Source organism: Pseudomonas flavescens, from assembly GCF_013408425.1.
In the GTDB taxonomy this organism is placed as follows: domain Bacteria; phylum Pseudomonadota; class Gammaproteobacteria; order Pseudomonadales; family Pseudomonadaceae; genus Aquipseudomonas; species Aquipseudomonas fulva_A.
In genome coordinates this window covers 1-25,618 of sequence record NZ_JACBYV010000001.1, presented here as the reverse complement: position 1 = coordinate 25,618, position 25,618 = coordinate 1, and the positions used below count along the sequence as shown (strand labels likewise).

The window sequence follows — 25,618 nt, the reverse complement described above, 5'->3', positions numbered from 1 at the left end:
AACAGGCGCTCCCGGTGGTCTGGCAATAGCGATTCGACCTGTTCAAATAACTTGGGACCGGTCAACAGATTGAAGAATGCATAAGCATCCGTATTGGATGTGAGGCGATGGGTACGGCTTTGTTGAAGGATGGCTGCTTGGCGCCTAGGATTCATCTGGGCTGCTCCTTGGGCTCGGTGTGTGTTCGCAACTATCACCGTAGACCAAGAGCAGCCTTTCTTCTTCTAGATCAACTGGTTAACGCGTAAGTAAGCGCCATTCAAATCTGTCCCCTTTTCCTCTAAAGTGCCAGATCAGCTCGACACGAGACTTTTACAGATAAACCAACATCAGCGCGAAAATACCAATGTGATACTACCTCAAGAACATATCGATATCGTCTAGAGCATCCGCAATTTGCCCTGAGATGATGTTGTCATCTAGATGTTCACGAAGAGCAATGAGTACCTTTTCTTTGTCAAGCTGGCGGTGAATCCTTGCTATATGTCCAAGACAAGTTGCTGCAAGCCCTCTAACATCAGGGCTTTCGTTGCGGAGAAATTCTAAGCATTTACTCTGTGCCCACCTCCAATCAGGATCATTTAAAGCAACGGAGACAAGTGCCTCACAAATACTCTTAACATCCCTCGAAGCAAAAGCTTTTTCTAAAGCTCGCTTATTATAAGGTTGGGGGGCTTGATAGTTCATCATCGTTTCCCACCAGTAAGAATATTACCTTTACGATCAACCATACCTGCCTGTTGCAAGGCTTTTTGCATGTCTGGATGCAAATCACTCCAAGAACGGACGTGGCCGTGATAAGTCGTATCTAGCGTTTTGTCAAAAACAACAAAATCTTTAGAATCGTAGTCAATTCCGACTCGGCGAGAGGATGTCGGTTTAACTTGGATCGAAAAATCTAGCACTTCTTGACCATTAACCGGAGCACGACTCTTAACTGCATTATCGATTTTCCCGTGGTAGGAAGCAGCTTCATAGTCCAATCGGCGCATGGCGCCTGCACTTTCACCGGCAGCTCCTGTCGCTTTTGCCCCGCCCTCCAGTGCAGCCGCATGGATTGAGCAGCTCCCATTGCTGCAGCTAACACAAGGCCCGATATTGTGCACCCATGCCCCAAGCGTTCCAACATAGAACGTATGCCCAGCGTCTACCGTCAGGTTGTAGGTCTGCCCCTGCGGCTGATACAACGTGATGGACTCCACGGTGATGGAGCTGCCATCACCGCCATCTCCCAAGGACTGCAGGCGATCACCGGACTTCAGGTCGATGACCGGAACGAATCCTTTCTGAGCAGGCACATAGAAAGGGTGCCCAGGTGTCACCTCCAGTGTTTCTGAAGCGCTAGCACCATCTACGGCGTCTTTGCTCAGCACCACCTTGTAAATGGGCTGGTCAGTACGCGTGTGAGTAGCAGTGATTGCAGCCGCGAACGGCTCTCCGCCACCTTCGGGCTTGCTCCAAACAACATCGCCTACGTTCAGGGACTCGATTACGCGCTCGCCTTCCGGGGTGGCTACCAAAGTGCCTGCAGCGAAGCAACAAGGCTTATAGCCCTCCTTCTGAGCCTGTGCCTGGGTAATGGTCCGACTCGATGAAGCACCTTGTGACGAACCCCCACCGCTGGTGATGACCTGCCCCGTCCGACCTCGTATCCCCAGCAAAGCTTCTTCCGAGAACGAGGCTAGAATCGTGGCGCGCTCTTGAAGGCTGAGAGGTCGCTCATAAGTACGCTCCAGCCACTGAGTAGAATCCATCCAACCATCGAGGAATTTGGTTTCCTCTGCAGTAAGCCATCCCTCTTTAATGTACTTGGCGAAAGCAACCTGATTGTCAGTAACAAACCGATCACCATGCTTGTTGTAAGGATTAACCGAAGGCGCAGACACTGCATCAGGATTGCCTTGTAACAGGCCCGGCACGTCATATCGACCTTGGAAGAACCGCAGCAGCTCCTTGGCAACGGGATCGTCCATGGCGATGGTTTTGTCGAGGATCGACTCAACGCACTTCCTGTTACCGCACTCATTTATCCCCTTGGAACGTGCAGCCGATAGTTCCTTGTACTTCGCGTCGATGGCGTCGATCTTCGCTGCGGTGCACTGACCACTGGCCCTACAGTCCTTCAGTTCTTTGAGCATCCGCTCAGCAGTCGGATGCTCCAGTCCATTGTAAAGAGAGGCCTGCTGAGCCACCCAACCAGCTTTCTGCTGTTCCTTCTCATCGCCCCCCACCAATGCGGCGCTTGTCATGCCTACAAGCTGCGAGGTCATGGCCACGAGCTGTGCGTGTTGAGGCCCTTGGAAGAACTCCAAATCGATAATGGTATCGACCAGCGCCTCATTCAGCCCCGCAGCAATCGCTCCCGTTTTAAAGCTGCCTCCCGCCGCCTCAGCCACGAGGCCGCCTACTATGCCGTGGGTGATGACCTTGCCTGTCGTGCCAGAGAAACGCAGTTCATCGCCAAGGTTTTTGTAGATCAGGCCGCTAACGATATTGGCCGCATGACCGACGGCTGCTTGACCCAAATTATCTGTAAAATTGCCGCCAACAATGGCAGTTCGCAGTCCAGCCTCTACAAACGTGGTTCTCGCAACCTGCTGAACACTTTGCACGTTGAATCCAAGGCTTGAAGGATTAACCCCAGTGCCAATACCAGCTGTGGCGGCACTGAGCGCATACCCCCTCATTGCATCAGAAGACGTGATATCCCTGGATGTAGAGCTCAAGTTACCCTTGTTACTAATGGTGCTTATCGCGGCCTGGCTAACTACGGCGTGGAATCCAGCCTGGGCAGCCAAGCCCATACCGGCCGAAGAGGTTGCACTTGCAGCCGCCCCGGCTACAGACGTACCGGCACCTGCTGTAAGAACCGTGACCAGAATTGCGATGATGATCGCGGCGCCAGCCCCCACCCCCGAATGGCTGTATTTAAAGGAGTCATGCACTTCTTTCACGCGATGCCAGTCGACATCACCGCGCTGCTCCATCTTCTTCAACCAGGCCAACTCGGGATCAGCCTTGACCATCGCATCAATCGTCTGGCTAACGGTCTGCCGATTGACCTGTTTGATATCGATGTTCAGGCCTTCGACCGCGCTGATGACGGTGTCACCTTTGGCAATCATCTGGCTCTGAAGAAGCGTCTCGTCTGTAGTGCCCTTCCCTTTGGCCGACGTCCACATCGAGCTGTTCTTGCTCTTCTCATGGCTCTCCTGATCCAGATCCTTCACCGCTTCGAAGGTGATGGCACCGCCACTAGCAAGGGTCAGGTCGGCACCGCTTTCCAGGCGCGCTTTCTGGTACAGCTGGTCGCCCTCGCTGACCAGGGTCAGGTCCCCGCCGGTGCTTATGGTGGTGCCGACGTTACGCACGGTGGTGATTTCATCACGCTGGGTTTTCTTGCTGCCCCAGGAGCCCTTTTGCTTCATGTCGTACAGCGAGTGGTGGCTGCTTTGCGCAGCCACCACGGCCAGTTGCTGGCCTGCGTAGAGGTAGGCTTCACCGTCGGTTTGCAGGTTGCTGGCACTGAGGGCAAGGTTATTCTTGGCATTCACATGCAGATCACCACCGGCCTCGACCTCGGCCGCCTGCTGGGTCACCAGGCTGCGCTCGATGTCGACCCTTTTGCCGCCGCTCTTGCGGTGCGACTCGAAGTGGCTCTCGTTGGCTGCAGCAGCGATCAGGATGTCGCCGCCCGCTCCCATGGCCAGATCCAGGCCGGCCGTCACGCGGCTGGCCACCACGGCAAGGTCGCGCTCGGTCGAGAGCGTAAGGTCTCGGCCGGCACTGGCCTCGGAGCCGTATTGGGTCACTTGCTCGCGACGGCTGTTGCCTTTGCGGTCTGTCTGGCGGCTCAGGTCATGCTGCTGGGCCGATACGATCTGCAGGTCACGCCCGGCGATTACCCGTAGGTCGTGCCCGGCGTTGAGGGCTCCGCCGACGTTCTGTACATCGCGTCCTGCACTCAGGTTGAGGTCGTTGAGGGCCTCGATGCGCGCCGCGCTGTCGACGTAGTCCTGGCGATAGTCATGGTTGCGCCCAGCAGACTCGAAGGTGGTGACACTGCGTTCGTTGATGAGGTCGCCGCTCACGGCCCTGGCCGTGACATCGCGCCCGGCGATGATGCCGCCCTGGGCGTTGCGGATGCTCTCGGTCGCCAGCAGTTGCAGGCGCTCGTTGGCCTGCATTAGGCCGCTGTTGGCGATGTTCCGACCTTGTACATCCAACGCACCGCTGGCTCGCAGGGTGCCCTGGTTGCTCAGGTCGCCACCGCCGATCAACGCCACGTCACGGCCCTGGATCAACGCGCCGTTGGGGGCCAGGCGGCCTTCGGCCTGGGCCAGGTAGAGCACCGGCACCAGGACCTTTTCGCCGAGGACTTCCTGCTCTTCCATCCACACGATGTCGTGGGTCAGGGCAGCCACCTGCTGGGCGCTCAGGCTGACGCCAAGGCCCAGGTTCAGTGCGTCCTTGCTGGCGATGGCGTTGTTCATCAGGTAGCGGAACATCGCCTCGTCGCTGGTCAGCCCGGTCAGGTAACGCTGGCCGGTACGGGCGACGATGGCGTCGCGGATCAGGCGCTGTTCGTAGAGGCCATCGCCCAGGCGTTTCTGGGCCTGATCGGGGTCGTAACCCAGTTGGCCAAGCATGTAGTCGGAGCTGAGGAAGCGGCTCAGTTCGGTCAGTGCCGGGTTGGTTTCGATCAGGTATTTGTGGCCGATGCTGGGCTGCACGTTGCTGGGCACTGGCCCTGCGCCGACCGGCATCTGTGCACCGGTCTCCAGCAGGCTGGCGGTAGCGCTCAGGCCGTCCTGCACCCGCCAGGGGCTGCCAGCGTTCTGGTTCTGGGTCTGGCTGGCACTGTCAGCGCTGCCCGCCTGGGTATTCAGGCGAAACAGGCCGTTTTCGCCTTGCGGCAGGCTGAAACCGGGCAGACTCAGCGGATTGACCTGCCGCTGCTGAAGGTCAGGCGGCAGGTGTGCGCTGAGCACGACGACGGGCTGGGTGCTGCGCCCCAGCGTGACATCGGCGCCACGGTACGGGCCGTAATCGATGGCGCTGTTGGGGTAGGTTTGCAGGTTAGCCAGGCTGTTGCTGGCCTCGACGGTGACATTACCGCCCGCCTGGATGACGGCCGGTGCCAGTAGGTGCTCGCTGCCTGAAACGGCGAGCGGCGCATCGATCCCCGCGTAGTAAGCCGGACTGAAGCCCGCCTTCATGGCCAGGTAGGCCGCTTCGCTGAAGGTGGCAGCCGTACCATGCTGCGCCATGAAGTCGCTCACTCGCGCCTGGTGAGCGTAGTAGGTTCGGTTGCGCTCCCGGGGTTGCGCCGTGAAGACCGCCGTTGCGCTGCCGGCCATGGCCTGGGCACCGATGTTCTGCAGGTCACCGGTCTGCACGACGAGGTCCTTGCGGGCGGACAAGGTGCTGTAACGGTTGATCAGGCTATCGCTGTCGATCCGCAGATCTGCGCCGGACAGAATCTCGCCTGCGGGGGAGTCTTCGGCGATGACCGCGCCCCACTCTTCGTGCAGGGTCAGGCGACCCCGTTTGCTTGACCAACTGCGACTACAGTGCTGGATACAGGTCAGGTACGCCTGCGCAGACAGCAGCTTGCCCTGCATGACGAACGTATCCTTGGCGTTCTCCAGGGTTTCTACGGCCAGGCGCATGTCCTTTGCGCTTTCCAGGGTGGCGGACATGTTTTCGACCAGGCTGGAGCGTTGCAGCTGGTCATCTCTGGTGATGCTCAATGCCCCGAGGCTGTAGATGTCGGCATAGCGGTTGGTGAGTCGACTCAGCCGCAAGGCCATGTCGTCGCCGCTGAAGATCAGGCCTCTTTGGTTGAGCAGCGTTGGCGTCTCGAGCCGCAACACTGCGCCACTGCCGAGGGTGCCGTGGTTGTTCAGACCGGCGGCGCTGACCGTCAAGTTGCCCGCGGCGGTGAGCCGCCCCTCGTTACGAAACCGCCCGCGGGTAACGACCGTGCTTGCCGCCGCGCTGGCGATACGGGCGCTGCTGGAAAGATCGAGGCTGCCGGTACCCAGGGTCATGGCAGCGAGGCTGGTAAGCTGACCGTCCCCCGCATAGGCTCCGCTCAGGTCGAGGCTGAACGTGCCATCGCTGGCCAGCAGGCCTTGGTTGCTCCAGTTGTCACCACGGCCACTGAAGGCTCGCCGCGCGACCAGCTGGCCAGCGACGGTCTGCGTGAAGGTGCCGATATCGAGGACCAGTTCATCCGCCTCGATCACCGCGCTGTTGGTCCAGTTGCTGGCGCTGAGGCTCAGCACGGCGTTGGTGCTCAGGGTGCCGCCAGCGCCCATGATCAGGGCAGCACTGAGGTCGAAGCGACCCGCACCGGTATGCAGGATGCGGCCGTCGCGGCCATGCAGGTCGGCGACGCTCAGCTCCAGCTCGGCATTGGCGGTTTCCAGCACGCCGTTGCGGTTGTCCAGCACACCGCCGCTGATCTGCGTGGTTCCAGCCTTGCCCAGTGCCCGCAAACGACCGTATGGGTTGTCGATGCGAGCGGCCGCAAGGTGCAGCGTCGTCGCGCTTTCGAGGATGCCGCTGCCATTGCGCAGCGCACCGGACAGGCTGAAATCGATTCGCTCGGCAGCCACCTTGCCGCCCTGATTCAGGATGTCGAGCTGGTTGTCGAAGTCACCCGCAATCACGCTCACCCGTTGATGGGCATAGAGCCCACCGCCCTGGTTATCGAAGGCGCTGCTGCCCACGTCGACCCGGGCATCGCCACCGAGCGCGGACAGGTGTCCCCCTCGGTTATCCAGCCCTTTGGCAGTAACTGTCACGGCCTGCCCCTGGGCAGTGCCGGAGGCGTTGTCGAACAGGCCTGCACTGGTCAGTTTCAATACGCCGTGCAGGCTGTTGAGGACGCCGGCGCGGTTGTCCACGGCACTGGCGCCGTGCAGATCCAGCGGGCCCTGCGCGCTCTCGATGCGGCCACCTCGATTGTCCAGTGCGCCACTCAGCCTGGCGATCACGGCCTGCTGACCACTGAGGCTGCCGCCACTGTTATCGAGTCGCTGCGCGTGCAGGTCGATGCGTCCCTGCTGGCTGTGTACCAGGCCATCGGCGCTGTTGTTGAGCACACCACTGAGCAGCAACTCCAGGCTGCTGCGAGCGCCGAGGGTTCCGCCGCTATTGTCGAGGTCGCTGGCAGTCAGTTGCAGTAAATGCTGGCTGAGCAGGCTGCCACCCTGGTTGTCGATGGCTGCGGCCTGCAGCACGAGGGGGCCGCCACTGGCCAGGCTGGCCTTCTGCGCGTTGATCAGGAGCCCGCTGAGGGTGAGGTCCATCGCGGCCGTGCTGGTCAGCTGACCGGCGCTGTTATCGAGGCCACTGGCGCGGAGGCTGGCAGCCTGCTGGCTGCTGATCTGCCCCGCGCGGTTGTTCACTGCGCCGCTGTGAACGCTGAGCGAGCCCAGGGTGTCGATCAGACCGCCACTGCCGTTGTCGAGCGTGTCGGCGAGTGCCAGGCTGAGATCCCCTGCGCTGGAGATAACGCCCCCGGCACTGTTATCGAGACGTTGCGCGTTCGCCGAAAGCTGGCCCTTGCTGACCAGTGCGCCCGCCGTTCGGTTGTGCAGCGCTCCACTCAACTCGACATGCAGGTCGCCATCGCGGCTGGACACGGTGCCCTGGCCGCTGTTTTCCAGGCTACCGGCCTTGATCGCCAGGCCCTGCCAACCAGAGACCAGACCGCCTTCGGCATTGCGCAGGACGCCCTGACCCAGGTCGATAGCCAAGGTGCCGGCGCTGATCAGCCTGCCCTCATCACCATTGTCGATGACACCCGCGCTCAGGCTGTAGCCCTGACGGCTGGAAATTTCGCCCCCTCTGTTATCCAGCCTGGCCAGGCGCTCCAGGGTCATCGGCCCTCTGGCACTCAGCAGGCCGCCACGGTTATCCAGATCACCGCCTTGCAGATCCAGATGCACGCCGGCTTCGCCGATCAGCCGGCCTTGCTGCTGAATCAGACGAGCGACGCTCAGGCGCAGGTCACCCTTGGCCGAGACCTCTCCGGCCTGGCTGGCGTCGAGGTGGGCCGCGCTGATAGCCAGGCCGGCAGCGCTGGTGATCAAGCCCTGCCGCTGGTTGTCCAACCGCCCCACCAGGGTAAGCGTCAGGTCCCCATGGCTGCTCAGCACCCCACCCGCGCTGTTGTCCAGGCTGTCACCAACCACCAGTAGATCGTCACCCCCGGTGAGCCCCCCCTTGGTGTGGTTGAGCAGCCGCTGGACCGCGAGGGTCAGGCCCTGCCCGCCAGAGACCAGCCCGGCCTGGCTATTGTCCAATACGGCAGCGGCTTGCCCGGCGCCTGCCCACACCCGAACGTCGGCCCGCCCCCGGGTGGAGATTTCCCCGCGGCTGTTTTGCAGCGCTTCGTCGACACGCAGCTCGATGCCCTGGTGCGCGGCAATCAGGCCGCCGTCGCGATTATCCAGCTGGCGCGCAGCGACGCTCAGTTAGCCCTGGCTGAGCAATTCGCCAGCCTGCTGGCCGAGAACGCCTGCTCGTACCTCGACATCGCCCTTGGCCCCGATCTGCCCGCCTGCGTGGTTGCGCAGTTCACCAGCGGCAATGCTGAGACGGCCTTCGCTGACCACGCGGCTCGCCCCGGCGTTGTCCAAGACGCCGTCCACCGCGATGCTGGCATCGGCCTTGCCGCTGACCACCCCACCCCGGTTATCCAGGCTCTGCCCGCTGATATCCAGGCGTCGATCCGCGACGAGGGTTCCACCCTGGTTATCCAGCGCCGCCTCGCGCACGGTCAGGCTTCCACGACTGCTCAGGGTACCCTTGGCGCTGTTGTCCAGCTCATGGGCTGTAACCGTCAGTACGCTGCCCGCACTGAGCCGCCCGCTGCGGTTATCCAGCTGCCCCGCGTTGACGCTCGCCACGCCCTGGCTGGAAATCTCACCGTCCCGATTGTCCAGGCGCTTGGCAGCGCTCACGTCCAGCGACTCGTCAGCGACGACCAGCCCCCCGCGGTTGTCCAGCGTCTTGGCCGTCACCCGGGTGCTGGCCTTGGCGCCAAGGGCACCCGCCCGATTATCCAACGTGCCGCTGAGGGCCAGGTCGAGATCGCCACTGGCCAACAGGCTGCCCCGATTGCGCACGCCATCGGCCTTGAGCGTGACATTGCCACTCGCATTGCGGGTGTTGTCGCGGTTGACGCCCGCCTCGATCACGCCCTGGTTGCTGATCTGCCGTGCGTTCAGCGTGATCCGCTCACCCGCCGCCAGACTCCGTTCCTCATCCAGGCTCAGGGTCTGCGTGGCACGGGCTGCGACAATGCGCCCGGCATAGGCATCGCCACCGAGTTCGATTGCACTGGCGGCCAACTCGATGTCATCACTGGCCACCACACGGTTGAGGCTCAATCGCCCGCTGGCATCGATCTGAATATCCCCGGCACTGGCCGCCATGTCGCCGGCCAGCTTCACGCCCACGCCCGCCTCGGTGCCCACCAGACGAATCGCCCCCGCGTACATGCCGCCCAGGGCCGAGCTGTCGATGGCCAGTTGCGGTTTTTCACTGCCGTCATCGGCCTTGGCGATGGCCTGCAGGGTGGCGGCATCCACGTCGTTGCGGCCGGTGATGACGTTCAGGCGCTTGGTATGAATCTCGGCGTTGAGCTTGGCGCTGCGGGTGATCAGGTCGAACTGGTCGACGTTGCTGGCGTTGAGGCCTGCACCTTCGATGGCGATGTCGCCGCCATTGACGTCGAAGCTGCGCAGTTGGCCGTTTTCGATCACCGGCGCACCCGTGCTCAGGGTCGCCCGCGGGGTGTTGATGAAGCCGCAGCCGTCGCAGGTGATGCCATGGGGGTTGGCGACGATGACGTTCGCCGCCTGCCCGGCCACTTCCGTGTAGCCCTTGAGCTGGCTGCGGTTGCTGCCGGTCACTTCGTTGAGGATGACCCCTGCTGCACGCCCCTGCAGATTGGAGCCGCCCAGGTTCGGGTTGCCAATGATGATGCCGCCTTGCTGGGTGCTCTGCAGCCGCTCGGTGGCGTTGTTGAGGATCAGCCCTTGCTGGCCGACGTTGTAGTCGGTGAACTTGTTGTGCGACAGCCCGCTGCCGTTGGGCGTGGCGATGTTGACGATCGGCACGCCATTGGCGGCCTGCCCCAGGCTGGTGTTGCCGCCCGCCTGCGCGTCCACGGTCAGTTGCGCGGCGGTGGCGGCGATGGGGTTGAGGAACATCACACCCGCCAGAATCAGGGCGATGTTTTGAAACAATGGGCTGCGAACGTCCATGTTCAGGGTGCTCCGAGGCACAGGCGAATCAAAAAATCAGAGAAAGAGGTCGAGGTGGAAGTGCACCGGGTGATCGCGCTCGGCGATCGCATCGGGTGGTTCCAGGGAATGGGCGAAGGTCACGGCAGCGGTCAGGTGCTCGCCGGGCTGGATCACGCCGACGTCGCCGGTGATCGCCTAGCCACAATCGATGCAGTGATTGGTCAGCGAAAAAACGGACAAGCCATAAGGCCGCAGATCCATTGCGGAAAACCATGCATCCATTCCCGAGGTAACGCGTCGATTCGATACCGGAAAATTAAAACACAGGCCTTTTCGCGGCTAAAACCCGCGCCATAGCGGCAGGCGGCGTTCCCGAGGGGCGACAAAATTTCATCAGCATCAAGAATCAGAATTTGACGCCCGTGGACAACGCATGGGTATTCCACTGGCAACCGCTCGAGGACTCGAGATGGCCGATAATCGATAGCTGCAACGGCGGCCAGCGAAGCGCGTGACTCACGCAAACAATCGCCAACAAAATGACGCCAAAAAGCAGACTTACAACCATTGCAAAATATTGCAAATAGCTGGAAGCAGGTCAGCTCCCCGGAGGACTGCCTCTGTTTTTGCTAACGATCAAGCGCCCCCACTTAACGAACCGCAAGCAAAATGGATCTCGACACAGCCTGCTGCCCCGGATGCGTTGCCATCCGACAAGCAGCCTTCATTGAGCGGCAATATGAAAACGGGGCCTGTTTCAGGCCCCGTTTTCAGTATCGCGAATCACCCACTCACGGGCTCGAAACGTTCGCCCCGAAATACCCGCCTGGGGTTGCCCCGCTCCACCTGCCGGTGAAACGAGCGACGCTCGGCGCGTACAGCATCGGCATCCTGCTGAGCCTGCTGTGCGAGGCGCTGGCCAATCAGCAGAACGGCCAGACGCTTGTTGGCATGCTGGCTGCGCTCGCTCTGGACCTTGACGCTGATGCCGCTGGCACTATGCGTAGCACGCACCGCCGAGTCGGTGGTGTTGACATGCTGGCCGCCTGGGCCGGACGAGCGCAGGGTTTCGAAGCGGATTTCACCGGCCAGTTCCGGGGCTGGCGCGGTGAACCGCGCGCCACCGAAGAACCAGTTCTTGCGGGCGTGGCCTGGCCTGTACGGGCTGGGGCAGGTCCATTGCAGCGACCCTGTCCAGCAGTCGACAAGGCTGTGCGCCTGCTCGCCTTCCAGCGCCAGCAATACCGAACGCAAGGTGCCGGATCGTGGCCCCGGCTCCTCTTCGAGAACCCGCACCTGTACAGCCTGGGCGTGCGCCTCGGCCTGCAGCCTGACCACTGCCTTGGCCACCGCCAGGGCGCACTCCTCAGGTCCCTGGGCTGCCGATAGTTGCAGAAGGATCATCAGCAGCACCCTCCACGTGTCTTGTAGGTCAGCACCGGTTTCAGGCGCGCCAGCACACGTATCAGTCCGGCCCCCTGCAGTGCGCCTATCACCGAGTCGATGGCCTTGTACGCCTCCGGCGCCTCCTCGTAGATCAGCGCTCGGTCGGCGCAGATGACCCGGCTGCCGAGGCTGGTCCGGCCCAGTTGCTCGACGCTGTAGCGAGCGGCAAGACGGTCCTTGCACTCACTGCGCATCCATTTGCGACCGGCACCATGCGCCAGCGAGAACAGGCTGCGCGCGTCGGCCAGCGGTTGCACCAGATAGCTGTAGTCACCACGGGAACCGGGAATCACCACAACGCCCTGATCCGATGGCGTCGCGCCATTGCGGTGCAACCAGCCCTGAACGCCATCGACGCGTGCCGACGAGACCAGGTTGTGGTTGATGTCCAGCACCGCCCGGCCATCGCTACGCAAACGCTCGAGGATGCGCCGAGCGATCAACTGACGATTGGCCTCGGCAAAACGCAAGGCGCCGTCGTGGCGACTCAGGTAATGGGCGCAGGCATCACTGCCCGCCTCCAGCCCCTGATGCCCGAACAGGTCGACCTGCTCGCGCAGAATCGACTCGCCCAGCCCGCGCGAGCCGCTGTGCACCAGCAACAGCAGGTGCTTGCGGTCGATGCCCAGTGCCGCCATCGCCTCGTCGTCGTAGCTTTCGTCGAGCAGTTGCAGCTCGGCGAAATGGTTGCCGCCACCAATGGTGCCCAGCGAGCGTTCATGGCCGCTGAGGGGAAGATCGAAGGCGTCGATGGCCTCACGCCAACTGTCGTCCAGCGGCGCGTCGAGGTTGCCGATGCGCTTTTCCAGCTTGTCCAGATTCAGTTTGGCGATAGCGCTGTCGGTACGCCACAGCGCCATTCCACAACCGATGTCGTTGCCAACCAGGGCCGGGTACAAGCGGCCCACGGAAAAGAATGCCGCGCCGACCGGATAGCCACGCCCCGGGTGCAGATCCGGCATGCCGGCGACCCGATGCATGCCCGGCAGGCGAGCGGTCGTTTCGAGTTGCTGGATCGCTTTTCCTTCGATCCAGGTGTCGTCCGCGGCGACCAAAACGGTGCCGTCGGACAAAGTGCGAATACAAGTGCCCATAGTCCAATCCTGATGGGTTGAAACGAAAAAATGTTCGGATTGGCAGGCCTTGGCCCGGGTGTTGCGCAGCCGCTAGCGAATAGCGGAAACAGCGATCAAGCCAGGCGCGACCTGCAAAGGGTAGTCAGTAGCTGCATGATGTACCTCCTTTGCCGTCGGTTGAGAGAAGGCGCGCATCCTAGGCTTATCGCTCGATTCTTGCAACGCCCAGAGGTGAGTTTGGCGATGGCACCGGGCCGCTGGCAATGCCACGCCCCTGCAACGCGAAAGCCTGCGCTTGGCAAACCGGCGATCTGCAGCTACAGCTAAAAAGAGACCTGCCTGATAGGTCGACTGTGACCACAGGCTATCGCACTCCGTCATCGGCAGTATCCCAAGCGTCGGGATCGAATCTGCGTATCAGGGAGATGCGTGATGTTGACTCTGCTCAATCTGCTTTCCGCCATTGCCCTGCTGATCTGGGGCACCCATATCGTGCGTACCGGGATCCTGCGGGTATACGGCTCGCAATTGCGTCGCGTGCTCAGCCACAACGTCGGCAAACGGCCCATGGCGTTCGTCGCCGGCATCGCCGTGACCGCCCTGGTGCAAAGCAGCAACGCCACGGCGCTGCTGGTCACTTCATTCGTCGGCCAGGGTCTGATGGCGCTGACCCCGGCGCTGGCGATCATGCTCGGTGCCGACGTCGGTACCGCGCTGATGGCGCGGGTGCTGACCTTCGACCTCAGTTGGCTGTCGCCCCTGCTGATCTTCCTCGGCGTGGTGTTCTTCCTGTCCCGCAAGCAGACCCGTGCCGGCCAGCTCGGCCGGGTGGGCATCGGCCTCGGGCTGATGATTCTGGCGCTGCAGTTGATCGTCGCAGCCGCCACGCCGATCACCGAGGCCAAGGGCATTCACGTGCTGTTCGCCTCGCTCACCGGCGACCTGCTGCTCGACGCCGTGGTCGGTGCACTGTTCGCACTGATTTCCTACTCGAGCCTGGCCGCGGTGCTGCTCACCGCGACGCTGACCGGTGCCGGTGTGATCGGCCTGCCGGTGGCCATCGGTCTGGTGATCGGTGCCAATATCGGCAGCGGCGTGCTGGCCTTTCTCAATGCCAGCATGCAGAGCCAGGCCGGGCGTCGCGTGGCCCTGGGCAGCCTGCTCTACAAGCTGATCGGCCTGCTGCTGGTGATTCCGGTGCTGGACCCACTGGTGCACTGGCTGGACAGCCTCAAATGGCATCCGGCAGAACTGGTCATCGGCTTTCACGTGCTCTACAACAGCCTGCGCTGCGTGCTGATGCTGCCGACCCTCGGCCTGATGGCGCGCTTCTGCAACTGGCTGCTGCCGGATCGGCCGGACATGAATGCGGTCGCCAAGGCCCGCCACCTCGATCCCACCGCACTGTCCACGCCGAGCCTGGCACTCTCCAATGCGGTCCGTGAAACCCTGCGCATCGGTGACCTGGTCGACAGCATGCTCGGCCACCTGCTCGACGCCCTGCGTGGCAGCCAGCCGATTCTCGGCAAGGACCTGCGCCGCCTCGACGACGATATCGATGCCCTCTACACCGCGGTGAAACTGTATCTCGCCCAGGTACAGAGAGAGGAGCTGAGCGACCACGACAGTCAGCGCTGGGCGGAGATCATCGAGTTCTCGTCGAACCTGGAACGTGCCGGCGACATCATCGAACGCATGCTCGGCAAGATCCAGGACGAGAAGACCTCACAGCGCCACGCCTTCTCCGAAAGCGGCCTGGTGGAACTCACCGAACTGCACGAACGCCTGCTGGGCAACCTGCGCCTGGGGCTGTCGGTGTTCTTTTCCGCTGACGCCGATGCCGCTCGCCAATTGCTGCGCGAGAAGCGTCGCTTCCGTATTCAGGAGCGCCGGCTGACCCATTTACATGTCGAACGTCTGCACAAGCAGGTGGTCAAGAGTCTGGAAACCAGCTCTCTACACCTGGAACTGATCGACGACATGAAACGCCTCAACTCGCTGTTCTGCGCCAGTGCCTATGCCGTGCTCGGCAGCCATGAAACCGGCGCCCTGCTCGTCGAAGAAGGTGGCGAGTAGTGCTCTCCACCGGCCGCATGCTAACGCTGTTGCTGAGCCTGTTGCTGTGCAGCCACCTGCTGGCGGCGGACCGCCTCAAGGTGGAAGGTTACCCTCTGGACAACGGCCTGCAACTGATCCTCAAGCCCACCAGCGAACGCGGCCATGTGTCCATCCGCCTGGTGGTCGGCGTCGGTTTCGATCAGTTCGACTGCCGCCACAAGGAGCTGCCGCACCTGCTCGAACACTTGCTGTTCAGCGGTATCGACGACAGCGGCGAAGCCGGGCTGGAAGAACGCATGCAGGCCCTGGGCGGTGACTGGAATGCCTACACCCGGGATAGCGACACCACCTTCGTGCTCGAAGTACCGGCCGCCAATCAGCGTGCTGCCCTCGACCTGTTGCTCTCCGCGCTGTTCAACACCGAACTGAACGAGGCGCGCATCGACGCTGCCAAGGGCGTCATCGTCCATGAGAATGGCGAACACCCTGCAGCCTGGCAGCGCCTGCTCGGCAGCTCTGCCAGCAAGGATGACGCCACCGCCCAGCTGGCTGCGGAGCTGGGCCTGGCCTGCGCCGAGCCGGACAGCCTGGCACATCTGACGGCCGACGCCCTGGAGCGCCTGCGCAGCGAGTGGTACGTCGCCAACAACATGACCCTGATCATGGTCGGCGATCTCGATCGACGCCTGCCCGCCTACCTCGAACGGCGCTTCGGCGAACTGCCGCCCGGGCCCATGCCCGAGTTGCGCGAACTGCCGGAAAGCACCGGCAAGGCCGAGCCCGACCGTACCCTGATCAATGGCCTGGTCGGTGAAACCGCCAAGGTGCACCTGATCTTCGCTGAACCCTGGGTCGGCGAACTCGACCACGGCACCTGGCAGTTGCTGCGCGACTACCTGCAATGGGCGGTGTATCGCGATCTGCGTCTCGAACACGGCCTGGCCTATGGGCCGAGCGTAGAGCGCAGTGCCTATGCCAGCAGCAGCTTCTTCAGCATCAACGCCGAGGTGGCACGCGACGATGTCGAGCAAACCCTGCAGCGCCTGCACGACCTGCTGCACAGGCTCGGCCGTGACGGTCTGGATGCGGACACCGTCGAGCGCTTGCGCAACGTCGCCCTCGCCCGCCAGAACTGGACCGCCCAGGGCAACAGCGCCCTTGCCGACTATTACTGGAGTTCGTTGGCCGATTACGAGGAGGGTCGCTTCGCCGATCCCGCCAAAGAACTGCGCCAAGTCCATACCGCACAGCTCGACGCGGCGCTGAACCTGCTCCTCAAACAGTCCACCTACCAGCGGGTGGAACGACCGCTACTGGGCACCACGGGCCTGTACGTGAGCGCCGCCGCCGTGGTGTTGCTGCTGTTGCTGGCCGTTGTCGGGCTATTCGGGCTGCTGCGCGGACGCCGCTAGGCGCCTTTGCTTGCCCTCGTCGCGTCACCAGTACGCGACGCCCCAGCCCGGCGGTTGCACAGCAGGATGCCGAGGATTACCAGAGCACCGCCCAACACCATCGCCATGCTCAGCCGCTCATCGAGCAACAGCACCCCGGCCAGTACCGCAGTCAGTGGGTTGAGGGCGATGAAGGTGCCTGCCCGGGTCGCGCCGATTCGCTGTATGGCGTCGTAATACATCACGTAGGCAGCGGCCGAGCCCAGCACCCCGAGGTACGCCAGGCAGAGCGCATCGGTGACGGACAGGCTGCGCAAGGCGGCCCTGTTCATCTCGCCCATGAACAACGCCGTGGCGCTCAGCATCAGCGCGCCGGCTATCACCGAATAGCACACGGTGTGCAAGGCACCGATGGCCTGCACCACGCTCCTGCAAAACACGCTGTACACCACCCAGCTCAGCACACAGCCGAAGATCAGCGCATCGCCCAGCCAGTGCCCCTGCCCGGACGCCAGCCCCTGGGGTGCCCGCGCGAAGATGACCACACCGGCACCGAGCAGGCACAACGCGATACCGACCATCTGCACTGCGCAGATGCGCTCCCTGAAGAACAGGTAACCACAGAGCGCCATCAGCGCAGGATTGCTGGCGACGATCAGCGATGCCCGTGACGCGTCGATGTAGCTCAGGCCGGAGAAGAAGAACAGGTTGTAGGCGTAGATGCCGACCAGGCCGAGCAGCACGACCTGCACGGCCTGGCCCATGGTCATTGGCACGAAGCCACGCTTCGACAGTGCCAGGAAAGCCACCAGTACCAGCGCGGCGAGAATGAAACGCAAACTGGCCAGCAGCACCGGGCTCAGGTCACTGGACATGTAGCGGCCAGCGACGAAGGTGCCGCCCCATATGATCGCGACCAGCGCCAGCTTGAGGTAAGTCGGCAGGTCCGGTGAAAAGCGAATCGTCGAGTTTTCGTGCATGGTTGTTCTACGGCAAGTGAGAGGGAACCACGCCCATGCGCAGACCCCGGGTGTCGGGGCAGCGGACGAATAGGCGCAGCTCGGGCATACTTCTGCAGATACGTAGTCATAGGGAAATGAGCGATCACTCATGAGCAGCTATCGGCGATGACCCTCACGCAACTGGAAATCTTCGCCATCGTCGCGGCACGCGGCGGTTTCACCTCGGCGGCGGCACAGCTCGGCATCTCGCAGTCGGGGGTTTCCCATGCCATTCGCGCACTGGAGCAGGAACTCGGGGTCGAGTTGCTGCATCGACACCAGGGCCACATCGTGCTCACCGACATTGGCGCGCGGCTCCTGCAAAGAGCGCAGGTGATGCTCGGCATGGCGGAAACCATGCGCCAGGAAGCGCTGGATGCGCGGGGCATGAAACAGGGCACGCTGCGTATCGGCTCCTTCGGCCCCACAGCATCGATACGCCTGCTGCCGGCCATCCTGCAGGCCTATCGGCTGGCCTATCCGGGCATCGAAGTGCACGTCGACGAAGGGCCGGATCGGCAGGTGCTGCAATGGCTGGAGGACAGGCGCATCGACGTCGGCTTCGTGGTGCTGCCCGAGGAACGCTTCGATACCTATCCGCTGCTCGACGACCAGATGGTCGCCCTGCTCCCACGGGAGCATGCACTGGCCCTCGAAACGGCCGTGCCCCTCACGGCACTGTGCAGCGATCCCTTCGTGCTGACCGAAGCCGGCTCCAGCGAGATCGTCTCGCGGCTGTTTCTCTCGGCCAGGCTGCAACCCAACATCCGTTACCGGACCTCGCAACTGCTCAGCACCCTGGAACTGGTCGGGCGTGGCGATGCGATCAGCATCGTTGCCGCCTCGTCGCTGCCCATCGGCGAGGACGCCCCCTACGTGACCCGCGCCCTGATGCCGGCGAGCCCGCGTCGGGTCGGCCTGGCGGTGGTGGATGCACGGCAATCGTCCCCGGCGACCAAGGCCTTCATCGAATTGGCGCAGACTCACCCATGGTTGGGCCCACGCAAAAAGCCCCGGACGAACCGGGGCTGATGGCGACGCGCCGAGCGGCTATCACTCGATGATGTTGAACTCGCTCAGGTACTCGGTGGAGATTTCCAGGCCCAGGCCTGGCTTGTCGTCGTCCAGCTGGATATAGCCGTTGACCGGTGCCGGCTCGCCCTTGAACACGTAGTAGAACAGTTCGTTGCCGACCTCGACGTCGAACACCGGGAAGAACTCGGACATCGGCGATGCGGTGGTCGACATGGTCAGGTGGTAGTTGTGCATCTGCCCGGCATGGGGGATCACCGGCACCGACCAGGCTTCGGCCATGGCGTTGATCTTGCGTGCTGCGGTGATGCCACCGACACGGTTGGTGTCGTACTGGATCACATCCACGGCGCGGCGTTCGAGCATGTCCTTGAAGCCATAGGAGGTGAACTCGTGCTCGCCGCCGGAGATCGGCATGATGCCCATCTTCTTCAGCTCGATGTAGCCTTCCAGGTCATCGGCGATCACCGGCTCTTCCAACCAGCGCGGCTCGAACTCGGCCAGTTTCGGCAGCATGCGGCGGGCGTACTCCAGGGTCCAGCCCATGTAGCACTCGAGCATGATGTCGACATCCGGGCCGGCCAGTTCACGCAGGGCGCGTACCTGCTCGATGTTGCGACGCATGCCTGCCGGGCCGTCCTTGGGACCATAGCCAAAGCGCATCTTCAACGCGGTGAACCCCTGGTTGAGGTAGCCCTGAGCCTCTTCGAGGAACAGGTCGAGATCGTCATTGGCATAGAGCTTGGAGGCGTAGGTCCAGATTTTCTCCTTGGTACGCCCACCGAGCAGCTTGAACACCGGCTTGCCCACCGCCTTGCCCATGATGTCCCAGATGGCGATGTCGATCGCCGAGATCGCCGCCATGCCGATGCCCTTGCGGCCCCAGGCGTGACTCTGCCGGTACATCTTCTGCCAGATGTATTCGTTGTCGAAGGGGTCTTCGCCGATGGCGATGGGCGCCAGGTAGGTGTCGATGATTTCCTTGGCCACACGGGGCGCCAGGGCACAGTTGCCGATACCGACGATGCCGTTGTCGGTCTCCACTTCCACCACCAGCCAGCCATGGAAACGGAACGAGCCCATGGCATCGCCGCGTTCGAAGAGGATGTCGCTGGCGTTGGTGCAGAAGTGGGCCTGGGGCGGTACCACCTTGCCTTTCCATTCGAAGACACGGGTACGGATGGATTTTATTTTCATGTTCACAGCTCCTTTCACGATGTAGTGGCGATCAGACGCGCGCGGTCTCGAGCGGCGCTGCCGGGGTGGTTGAGGGACGATTGAGGCGGTGGATCATCAGAGCGCCGATCACCGCGACCACGGCGAGGGCCAGCATCCCGGCACGCGGGTCACCGAACTGGCTCTCCATGAAGGTCTTCAGGTTCGGCGCGACGAAGCCGCCGAGGTTGCCCAGCGAGTTGATCAGGGCGATACCACTGGCCGCAGCGGCGCCACTCAGGTAGCTGGTCGGGATGGTCCAGAACAATGGCTGCACGGCGACGAAACCGGCGGCCGCAAAACAGAAGGCGATCACCACCGGCACCAGGCTGCTACCCAGCGCCGAGGCCGCGATACCGCAGGCAGCCATCGCCAGCATGCACACCGCCAGGCGCCGATGCTGGCCGGTGCGGTCGGCATAAAGGGTGACCAGGCGCGTGACCAGCAGCGCGCACAGCCAGGGAATGGCGGTGATCAGACCGACACTGAGACCAACGCTGCCGTCGAGGAAACTGGCGATCCGTGTGGGCAGGTAGAACACCACGCCATACACGCTCATCTGGATGGTGAAGTACACCAGGCAGAACCTGAGCACACGACCATTGCGCAGGGCGCTGAGGAAGCCGTGCGGACTGTGCGTCTGTTTCTGCGCATCCTCTTCGGCGAGGGTGGTTTCCAGGGCGGCCTTTTCCTCGTCGTTCAGCCAGCGCGCATCGCCGGGCCGGTTGACCAGATAGAAGTACGCGGCGACCCCCACGATGGAGGCAAGCAGGCCTTCGACCACGAACAGCCACTGCCAGTTGGTCAGGCCGAATACCCCGTGGTACTCCAGCAGCCAGCCCGACAGCGGGCCGCCGAGCACCAGCGCCAACGGCAGGCCAAAATAGAACATGCCCAGTGCCTGGCCACGACTGCGTGCCGGGAACCAGTAGGTGAGATAGAGAATGATGCCGGGGAAGAAACCGGCCTCCGCCACGCCGAGCAGGAAGCGCAGCACGTAAAAGGTCATGGCGCTGTCGGCGAACATCATCGCCGCGGAAACCAGGCCCCAGGTGACCATGATCCGGCACAGCCAAACCTTGGCGCCAAGGCGATGCAGCATCAGGTTGCTGGGCACCTCGAAGAAGGCGTAGCCGATGAAGAAAATGCTGGCGCCAAAGGCGAAGGCCGCATCGCTCAATCCGGTATCGGCCTGCAGGTAGCTGCGCGCATAACCGACGTTGGCCCGATCGATGAATGCCAGTACGTACATGAGAATCAGAAAAGGCAGGAGCCGCATGCGGCTTTTGGTGATGGCGGAGGTCAGTGCCTCGGCCGATGTTCTTGTTGTCATGGTCCATTCCTTCTTTGCCGGTCATCACCTTGCGAGGACTCAAGGCGGGCTTCTTATTGGTCTATCGAGACAGACATCGCTGCCTGTTGCCGCCGACTCTAGCCACAGCCTCTGGCGGCGAATAATCACTTATGCGCATTCAGTGATAACCACAGGAAATGCCTCGAACGGCAAAAGCCATCCGCGCGTTATCGGCTAACCGCACCCGGTGAGGGCCGCAACGAATGCCGGACGGCGGCCCGCTTCAGCCCACCAGACCGAGCGGCAGCCAGCGCCTCTACCAGCAGCACCGCGGTTCCCTTCAGAAGCGGACGCGGAGCGTCCTGGGAGGCATTCCCACGCGGAGCGTGAGGAACGATCCGTGGGGACGGAGGCGTAGGGTGGGCTTCAGCCCACCAAATTGACCGCAACCACCATCTCGCCTCTGCCAGCAGCACCGCGGCCCCCTAAGAAGCGGACGCGGAGCGTCCCGGGAGGCATTCCCACGCGGAGCCTGAGGAACGATCCATGGGGACGGGCGTAGGGTGGGCTTCAGCCCACCAAATTGACCGCAACCACCATCTCGCCTCTGCCAGCAGCACCGCGGCCCCCTCAGAAGCGGACGCGGAGCGTCCCGGGAGGCATTCCCACGCGGAGCGTGAGGAACGATCCATGGGGACGTAGGGTGGGCTTCAGCCCACCAAATTGACCGCAACCACGATCTCGCCTTTGCCAGCGGCACCGCGGCCCCTAAGAAGCGGACGCGGAGCGTCCCGGGAGGCATTCCCACGCGGAGCGTGAGGAACGATCAAAGGGGACGTAGGCGTAGGGTGGGCTTCAGCCCACCAAATTGACCGCAACCACCATCTCGCCTCTGCCAGCGGCATCGCTAGCCCTTCAGTTGGATCCGGTAGAAGTCCCTGGCGTTACGCCAGAAGAAGGCATCGCGTTGCGTGCTGTCGTAGCCCTCGAGCACGGTGTTCAGGGCCGTGACCAACTCGCCGTAACCGATGCGCAAACCAGCCACCGGATAGTTACTGGCGAACAGGCAGCGTTCGATACCGAACAGCGCCAAGGTTTCCTCGATCACGCCGCGGTTGCTCTGCAGCGTCCACGGTTCATCACGTAGGCCAAGCTCGGATATCTTCACGCGGACATTCGGCTGCGCCGCCAGCGCCTGCATGCCGGTGCGCCAACCTTCGAGCCCGGCCGCGCTGCGATCCCAGGGGAAGCCCATGTGGTTGAGCACGATGGGTACCTTGGGAAAGGCGGCGGCGACCTGCGCCGCTTCCTGCAGGTGCCAGTACGGCACACGCAGGTCCCAGGACAAACCGTGTTTGGCCAACAGGGCGAAGCCGCGCAGCCAGGCCTCGTCCTGCATGCTGCCGGCCTGACCACGCACGCTGGCAGCCAGTTCGGGGCGCGTGGCCGTCACCGGCTTGCTGCGAATACCACGCAGCAGCGGATACTGCAGATGCCGGCCAAGGATCTCCTCGCAGTCCGGGCGGTGGAACCAGACATGGGCAACCACCGCGTTGGGAAAGCCGTAACGCGCATGCTGCTCGTGCACCCAACGGGTTTCCGCCACCTGATCGGCACGCTCGTGCTCGGCTTCGCAGTGCACCGTGGCCAGTACCTGCTGGCCGGCGCTGTCGGCCAGATAATCTTCGGGCAGATAGTTGCGGCGCAGGGGCGCGTAGTCACCGAGAAAGAAGCGCTGATCGACTTCATCCTGCAGCCAGGGGTAGCGATGGGTGTCGAGGTTCCACAGGTGATGGTGGGCATCGATCAATCGCTGCCCATCGGCGGCATGGGCCAGGCCGAGACGCTGATGCAGGCAATCGGGCATCTCAGTTGACCTCGCGAATGCGCTGCAGTTCGGCCTGCCAGGCGCTCACGAAGTCGGCGTCGATGCTGCCACGCACCTGCTCGGTGACGATCGTCGCCTGGTCGACGAAGCGCTGGCGCTGCTCGTCGCTGAGGGCGTTGACCTGCATGCCCGATGCCTTCAACTCGGCCAGTTTCTCGCTATTGGCCTGACGTGCCAGCTGGCGCTGTTCGCTGCGCGCCTGCTCGGCGGCCTTGCGCACCTGAGCACGCTGGGTATCGTCCAGCGCATCCCAGGTCTTCTTGCTCATCAGCAGCACGTAGGCGGTGTAGATGTGTTCACTGAGGGTCAGGTACTTCTGCACCTCGTTGTAACGCTGGGTGGCGATCAGCGAGATGGGGTTTTCCTGGCCATCGATGGCGTGCATCTCCAGGGCACTGAACACTTCGTTGATCGGCATCGGCTGGGCGTTGGCCCCCAGGTGATCGAAGAAGGTACGGAAGACCGGGCTCTGCACGGTGCGAATTTTCAGGCCCTGGAGATCTTCCCATTTCTCAATGGGCCGCTTGCTGTTGGTCAGGTTGCGGAAGCCGATCTCCCAAAAGCCCAGGCCGACCAGGCCCTTTTCTTCCAGCTTGGCCAGCAGTTGCTGGCCCATGGGCCCGTCGAGCATGGCATCCACTTCGGCGGTGGAATTGAACTGGTAGGGCAGATCCAGCACGCCGAAATCCTTGACCAGGCCGACCAGCGTCGGCGCCCCCACCAGGGCGAACTCGACGGTGCCGGCCGGTAGCGCACCGAGCATCTGCACATCGTTGCCGAGCATGGCCGAAGGGAACACCTTGACGTTCAGCGCACCGTCGCTACCGGCTTTCAGGTGTTCGGCGAACAGCTTGGCGCCCTGGGGCCCGGGGGCATCGATGGGGTCACCGGCACTCAGTTTGAAACTGCGCTCCTGTGCCTGGGCCGCCGCGCCCGGCAGCAACAGCGCCAGGCTGAGGGCGGCGACACCGCGAATGAAAGCGTTGCTCATGGGGACTCTCCGATAATGACGGGACTTCAGCGCACGATGACCTGGGATACATCGGGTTCGAGCAGGGTGTGGAAGTAACGCTGGAAGGTGAAGGTCTGCAGATCCAGCATGCCCACGCGCTGATCCTTGAGGGTGACGAAGGCCAGATCGCGGGTTGGGTGCAGGCTCATGGCGATGGCATGGGTGTCCAGCTCGATACGGTGGATTTCTTCCAGCGCAGGGTTGAACACCGAGATCGAATGCTCCGCATAATTGGTCACGTACAGACGATCCTGGCGATCCAGATAGATGCGCGTCGGGTCGGCGCCGGTGCGCCCGCGGCGAGTCACTTCCAGGCTCTCGACATCCACGGCGACGATGCTGTTATCGCCGCGGGTGGCGACGTAGAGAATGCGCTCGTCGCGGCTGAAGCAGTTGCCCTCGGGCATGCTCCCCGGCTGCACGGGCAGCGGCGCGACGGTCGGGTCCTGCGGTTTGAGGCGAGTGATGGTGTTGCTCAGCAGGTTCAGGGCGAAGGCGGTTTCGCCACTGCGGGTCAGCGCCACCAGATGGCTCTTGTAGCCGCCGGATGGAATCGCCCGATCCGGCGTGTTCTTGATGTGTGGCTGATCGAAGATCAGCAGGGTCGAGTCGCCCTCGCTGAGTACATAGAGACGATCCTGATCGTCCATCGCCAAACCGTGGGGGCGGCGGAACGGCCAGATGCTCAGGGTGCGCACGTGCTCGCCCTTTTCCAGGTCGATGACGAACACCGAGCAGCCACCCTCGCCTTCATGGCTGGAGGTTTCGATGCCGTAGTGGCCGACATAGGCGAAGCGATTGCGCGAATCGACCACGAACTCGTGGGGGAACTCCGGCAGGCGGATGTGCTTGATCGCATCACCGCTTTCGACATCGTAGAAGCTGAAGGTGTGGGCGCATTTCTGCACCAGAAGAAGAATTTCCTGACTCATGGTCTTGCTTCCTAGAAGCGGTGCCAGGGCACCGCGAACCTGTGAATGGCATTCAACGCTGAGCGTCGATGGCCTCGAGCAAATCACTGCCGTACTGCTTGATGAAGGTCTCGCGCAACGGGGCGGAAACGGCCTTGCGGAAGGCTTCGCGGTCGACGTCCTTTTCGATCTGCATGCCCTTGGCTTCGAGCTCGACGAGGAACTTGCCGTCGTTCTCGGCATTCATCTGCCGCTGCAAGCGACCGGCGGCACGGGCCGAATCGACCAGCAGCTTCTGCTGAGCCTCCGGCATGGCGTCGAACTTCTTCTTGTTCATCACCACGATCAGCGCGGTGTAGGCGTGATGGGTCTGTGACAGGTACTTCTGCACCTCGTAGAAACCCGATGACCAGGTGATGCTCAGCGGATGTTCCTGGGCATCGACGGCACGCATTTCCAGCGCGTTGTAGAGTTCGGCCAGCGGCAGCGGCTGCGGGTTGGCGCCCAGCAGGCGGAACGCCTCGATCTGCGACGGGTTGCTGGAGGTGCGGATCTTCAGGCCCTTGACATCGTCCGGCACGCGCACCGGCTTGCGCGAGTTGGTGATGTCCCGGAAACCCACTTCCCAGTAGGCCAGGCCCTTGAGGTTGTGGGCCTCCAGTTCGTCGAGCAGCTTCTGACCGATCTCGCCGTCCAGCACCCGATAGGCATGCGCGCTGTCGGCGAACACGAAGGGCAGATCGAGTACCGACATGCGTGGCGTCAGCCCACTGAAGTTGGGCGTGCCGGACATTTCCAGTTCGATGGTGCCACCGCGCACGCCGGCGATCATCGCCTGGTCGTTGCCCAGCATGCTGTTGCCGTACGGGCGCACCAGCAGCTCACCGTTGGAGCCGTCCTTGACCCGTTGGGCGAACTCCTTCGCCGCCAGGCTCTGGGTGTCGCTGTCCGAGCCGGCGAAGCCGAAACGCAGGGTGGTCGCCGCATCGGCTCGCCAGACCGAACAGGCCAGCAACAGAACGCAGC

The 25,618-nt window shown here is 62.7% G+C and carries 15 protein-coding genes; 3 read left to right on the top strand and 12 right to left on the bottom strand.

Annotated elements, in window-relative coordinates:
- Nucleotides 1–354 precede the first annotated feature (354 nt).
- From FHR27_RS00075 to FHR27_RS00055, 5 genes are all read right to left on the bottom strand, one after another.
- A complete protein-coding gene (locus tag FHR27_RS00075; protein ID WP_156152750.1) occupies nucleotides 355–690 on the bottom strand; it encodes a hypothetical protein in 336 nt (111 codons plus the stop codon).
- Nucleotides 687–8,351, bottom strand: coding sequence for a DUF637 domain-containing protein (locus FHR27_RS00070; protein ID WP_264650091.1), 7,665 nt, complete (start codon nucleotides 8,349–8,351; stop codon nucleotides 687–689). The genes FHR27_RS00075 and FHR27_RS00070 overlap by 4 nt, the downstream gene beginning before the upstream one ends.
- Nucleotides 8,352–8,489: 138 nt before the next feature.
- Complete coding sequence (locus FHR27_RS00065) at nucleotides 8,490–10,286, bottom strand: filamentous hemagglutinin N-terminal domain-containing protein (RefSeq protein ID WP_179537477.1); 1,797 nt, start codon at nucleotides 10,284–10,286, stop codon at nucleotides 8,490–8,492.
- A gap of 765 nt (nucleotides 10,287–11,051) precedes the next feature.
- Nucleotides 11,052–11,672: a peptide chain release factor H gene (gene prfH / locus FHR27_RS00060; RefSeq protein WP_179537476.1), complete on the bottom strand. Its 621-nt coding sequence runs from the start codon at nucleotides 11,670–11,672 to the stop codon at nucleotides 11,052–11,054.
- On the bottom strand, nucleotides 11,672–12,808 hold the full coding sequence (locus tag FHR27_RS00055) for an RNA ligase RtcB family protein (protein ID WP_179537475.1): 1,137 nt from the start codon (nucleotides 12,806–12,808) through the stop codon (nucleotides 11,672–11,674). The genes prfH and FHR27_RS00055 overlap by 1 nt, the downstream gene beginning before the upstream one ends.
- 414 nt (nucleotides 12,809–13,222) lie before the next feature.
- Between FHR27_RS00055 and FHR27_RS00050 the strand changes: the two genes are divergently transcribed.
- A complete protein-coding gene (locus tag FHR27_RS00050) occupies nucleotides 13,223–14,866 on the top strand; it encodes a Na/Pi cotransporter family protein (RefSeq protein ID WP_042554666.1) in 1,644 nt (547 codons plus the stop codon).
- Between the two features lie 17 nt (nucleotides 14,867–14,883).
- The gene (locus tag FHR27_RS00045; protein WP_179539997.1) at nucleotides 14,884–16,260 is read left to right on the top strand and encodes a M16 family metallopeptidase; all 1,377 of its coding nucleotides are present in this window, start codon (nucleotides 14,884–14,886) and stop codon (nucleotides 16,258–16,260) included.
- On the opposite strand, the gene FHR27_RS00040 is transcribed toward FHR27_RS00045, so the two are convergent.
- Nucleotides 16,257–17,219, bottom strand: a complete 963-nt coding sequence (locus FHR27_RS00040; RefSeq protein WP_042554665.1) for a DMT family transporter — start codon at nucleotides 17,217–17,219, stop codon at nucleotides 16,257–16,259. The two genes, FHR27_RS00045 and FHR27_RS00040, sit on opposite strands and share 4 nt — an antisense overlap.
- A 147-nt stretch (nucleotides 17,220–17,366) precedes the next feature.
- On the opposite strand from FHR27_RS00040, the gene FHR27_RS00035 reads away from it, so the two are divergent.
- Nucleotides 17,367–18,272 (top strand): LysR family transcriptional regulator, encoded by a 906-nt coding sequence (locus FHR27_RS00035; protein ID WP_179537474.1) that lies wholly within the window; start codon nucleotides 17,367–17,369, stop codon nucleotides 18,270–18,272.
- A gap of 21 nt (nucleotides 18,273–18,293) precedes the next feature.
- Here FHR27_RS00035 and FHR27_RS00030 read toward each other — a convergent pair whose 3' ends face one another.
- The 6 genes from FHR27_RS00030 to FHR27_RS00005 form a co-directional block, all read right to left on the bottom strand.
- On the bottom strand, nucleotides 18,294–19,469 hold the full coding sequence (locus FHR27_RS00030) for an L-rhamnonate dehydratase (RefSeq protein ID WP_042554663.1): 1,176 nt from the start codon (nucleotides 19,467–19,469) through the stop codon (nucleotides 18,294–18,296).
- Nucleotides 19,470–19,500: 31 nt separating this feature from the next.
- A complete protein-coding gene (locus FHR27_RS00025; protein ID WP_042554662.1) occupies nucleotides 19,501–20,820 on the bottom strand; it encodes an MFS transporter in 1,320 nt (439 codons plus the stop codon).
- A gap of 868 nt (nucleotides 20,821–21,688) precedes the next feature.
- On the bottom strand, nucleotides 21,689–22,648 hold the full coding sequence (locus FHR27_RS00020; protein WP_179537473.1) for an amidohydrolase family protein: 960 nt from the start codon (nucleotides 22,646–22,648) through the stop codon (nucleotides 21,689–21,691).
- 1 nt (nucleotide 22,649) lies between these two features.
- Nucleotides 22,650–23,660 carry a TRAP transporter substrate-binding protein gene (locus FHR27_RS00015; RefSeq protein ID WP_179537472.1) on the bottom strand — a complete coding sequence of 337 codons (1,011 nt, stop codon included), beginning with the start codon at nucleotides 23,658–23,660 and terminating at the stop codon, nucleotides 22,650–22,652.
- A 26-nt stretch (nucleotides 23,661–23,686) separates the two neighbouring features.
- Nucleotides 23,687–24,613: a YncE family protein gene (locus FHR27_RS00010; protein ID WP_042554659.1), complete on the bottom strand. Its 927-nt coding sequence runs from the start codon at nucleotides 24,611–24,613 to the stop codon at nucleotides 23,687–23,689.
- A 52-nt stretch (nucleotides 24,614–24,665) separates the two neighbouring features.
- Nucleotides 24,666–25,618: TRAP transporter substrate-binding protein (locus tag FHR27_RS00005; protein ID WP_179537471.1), on the bottom strand; the 953-nt coding region annotated here is incomplete at its 5' end.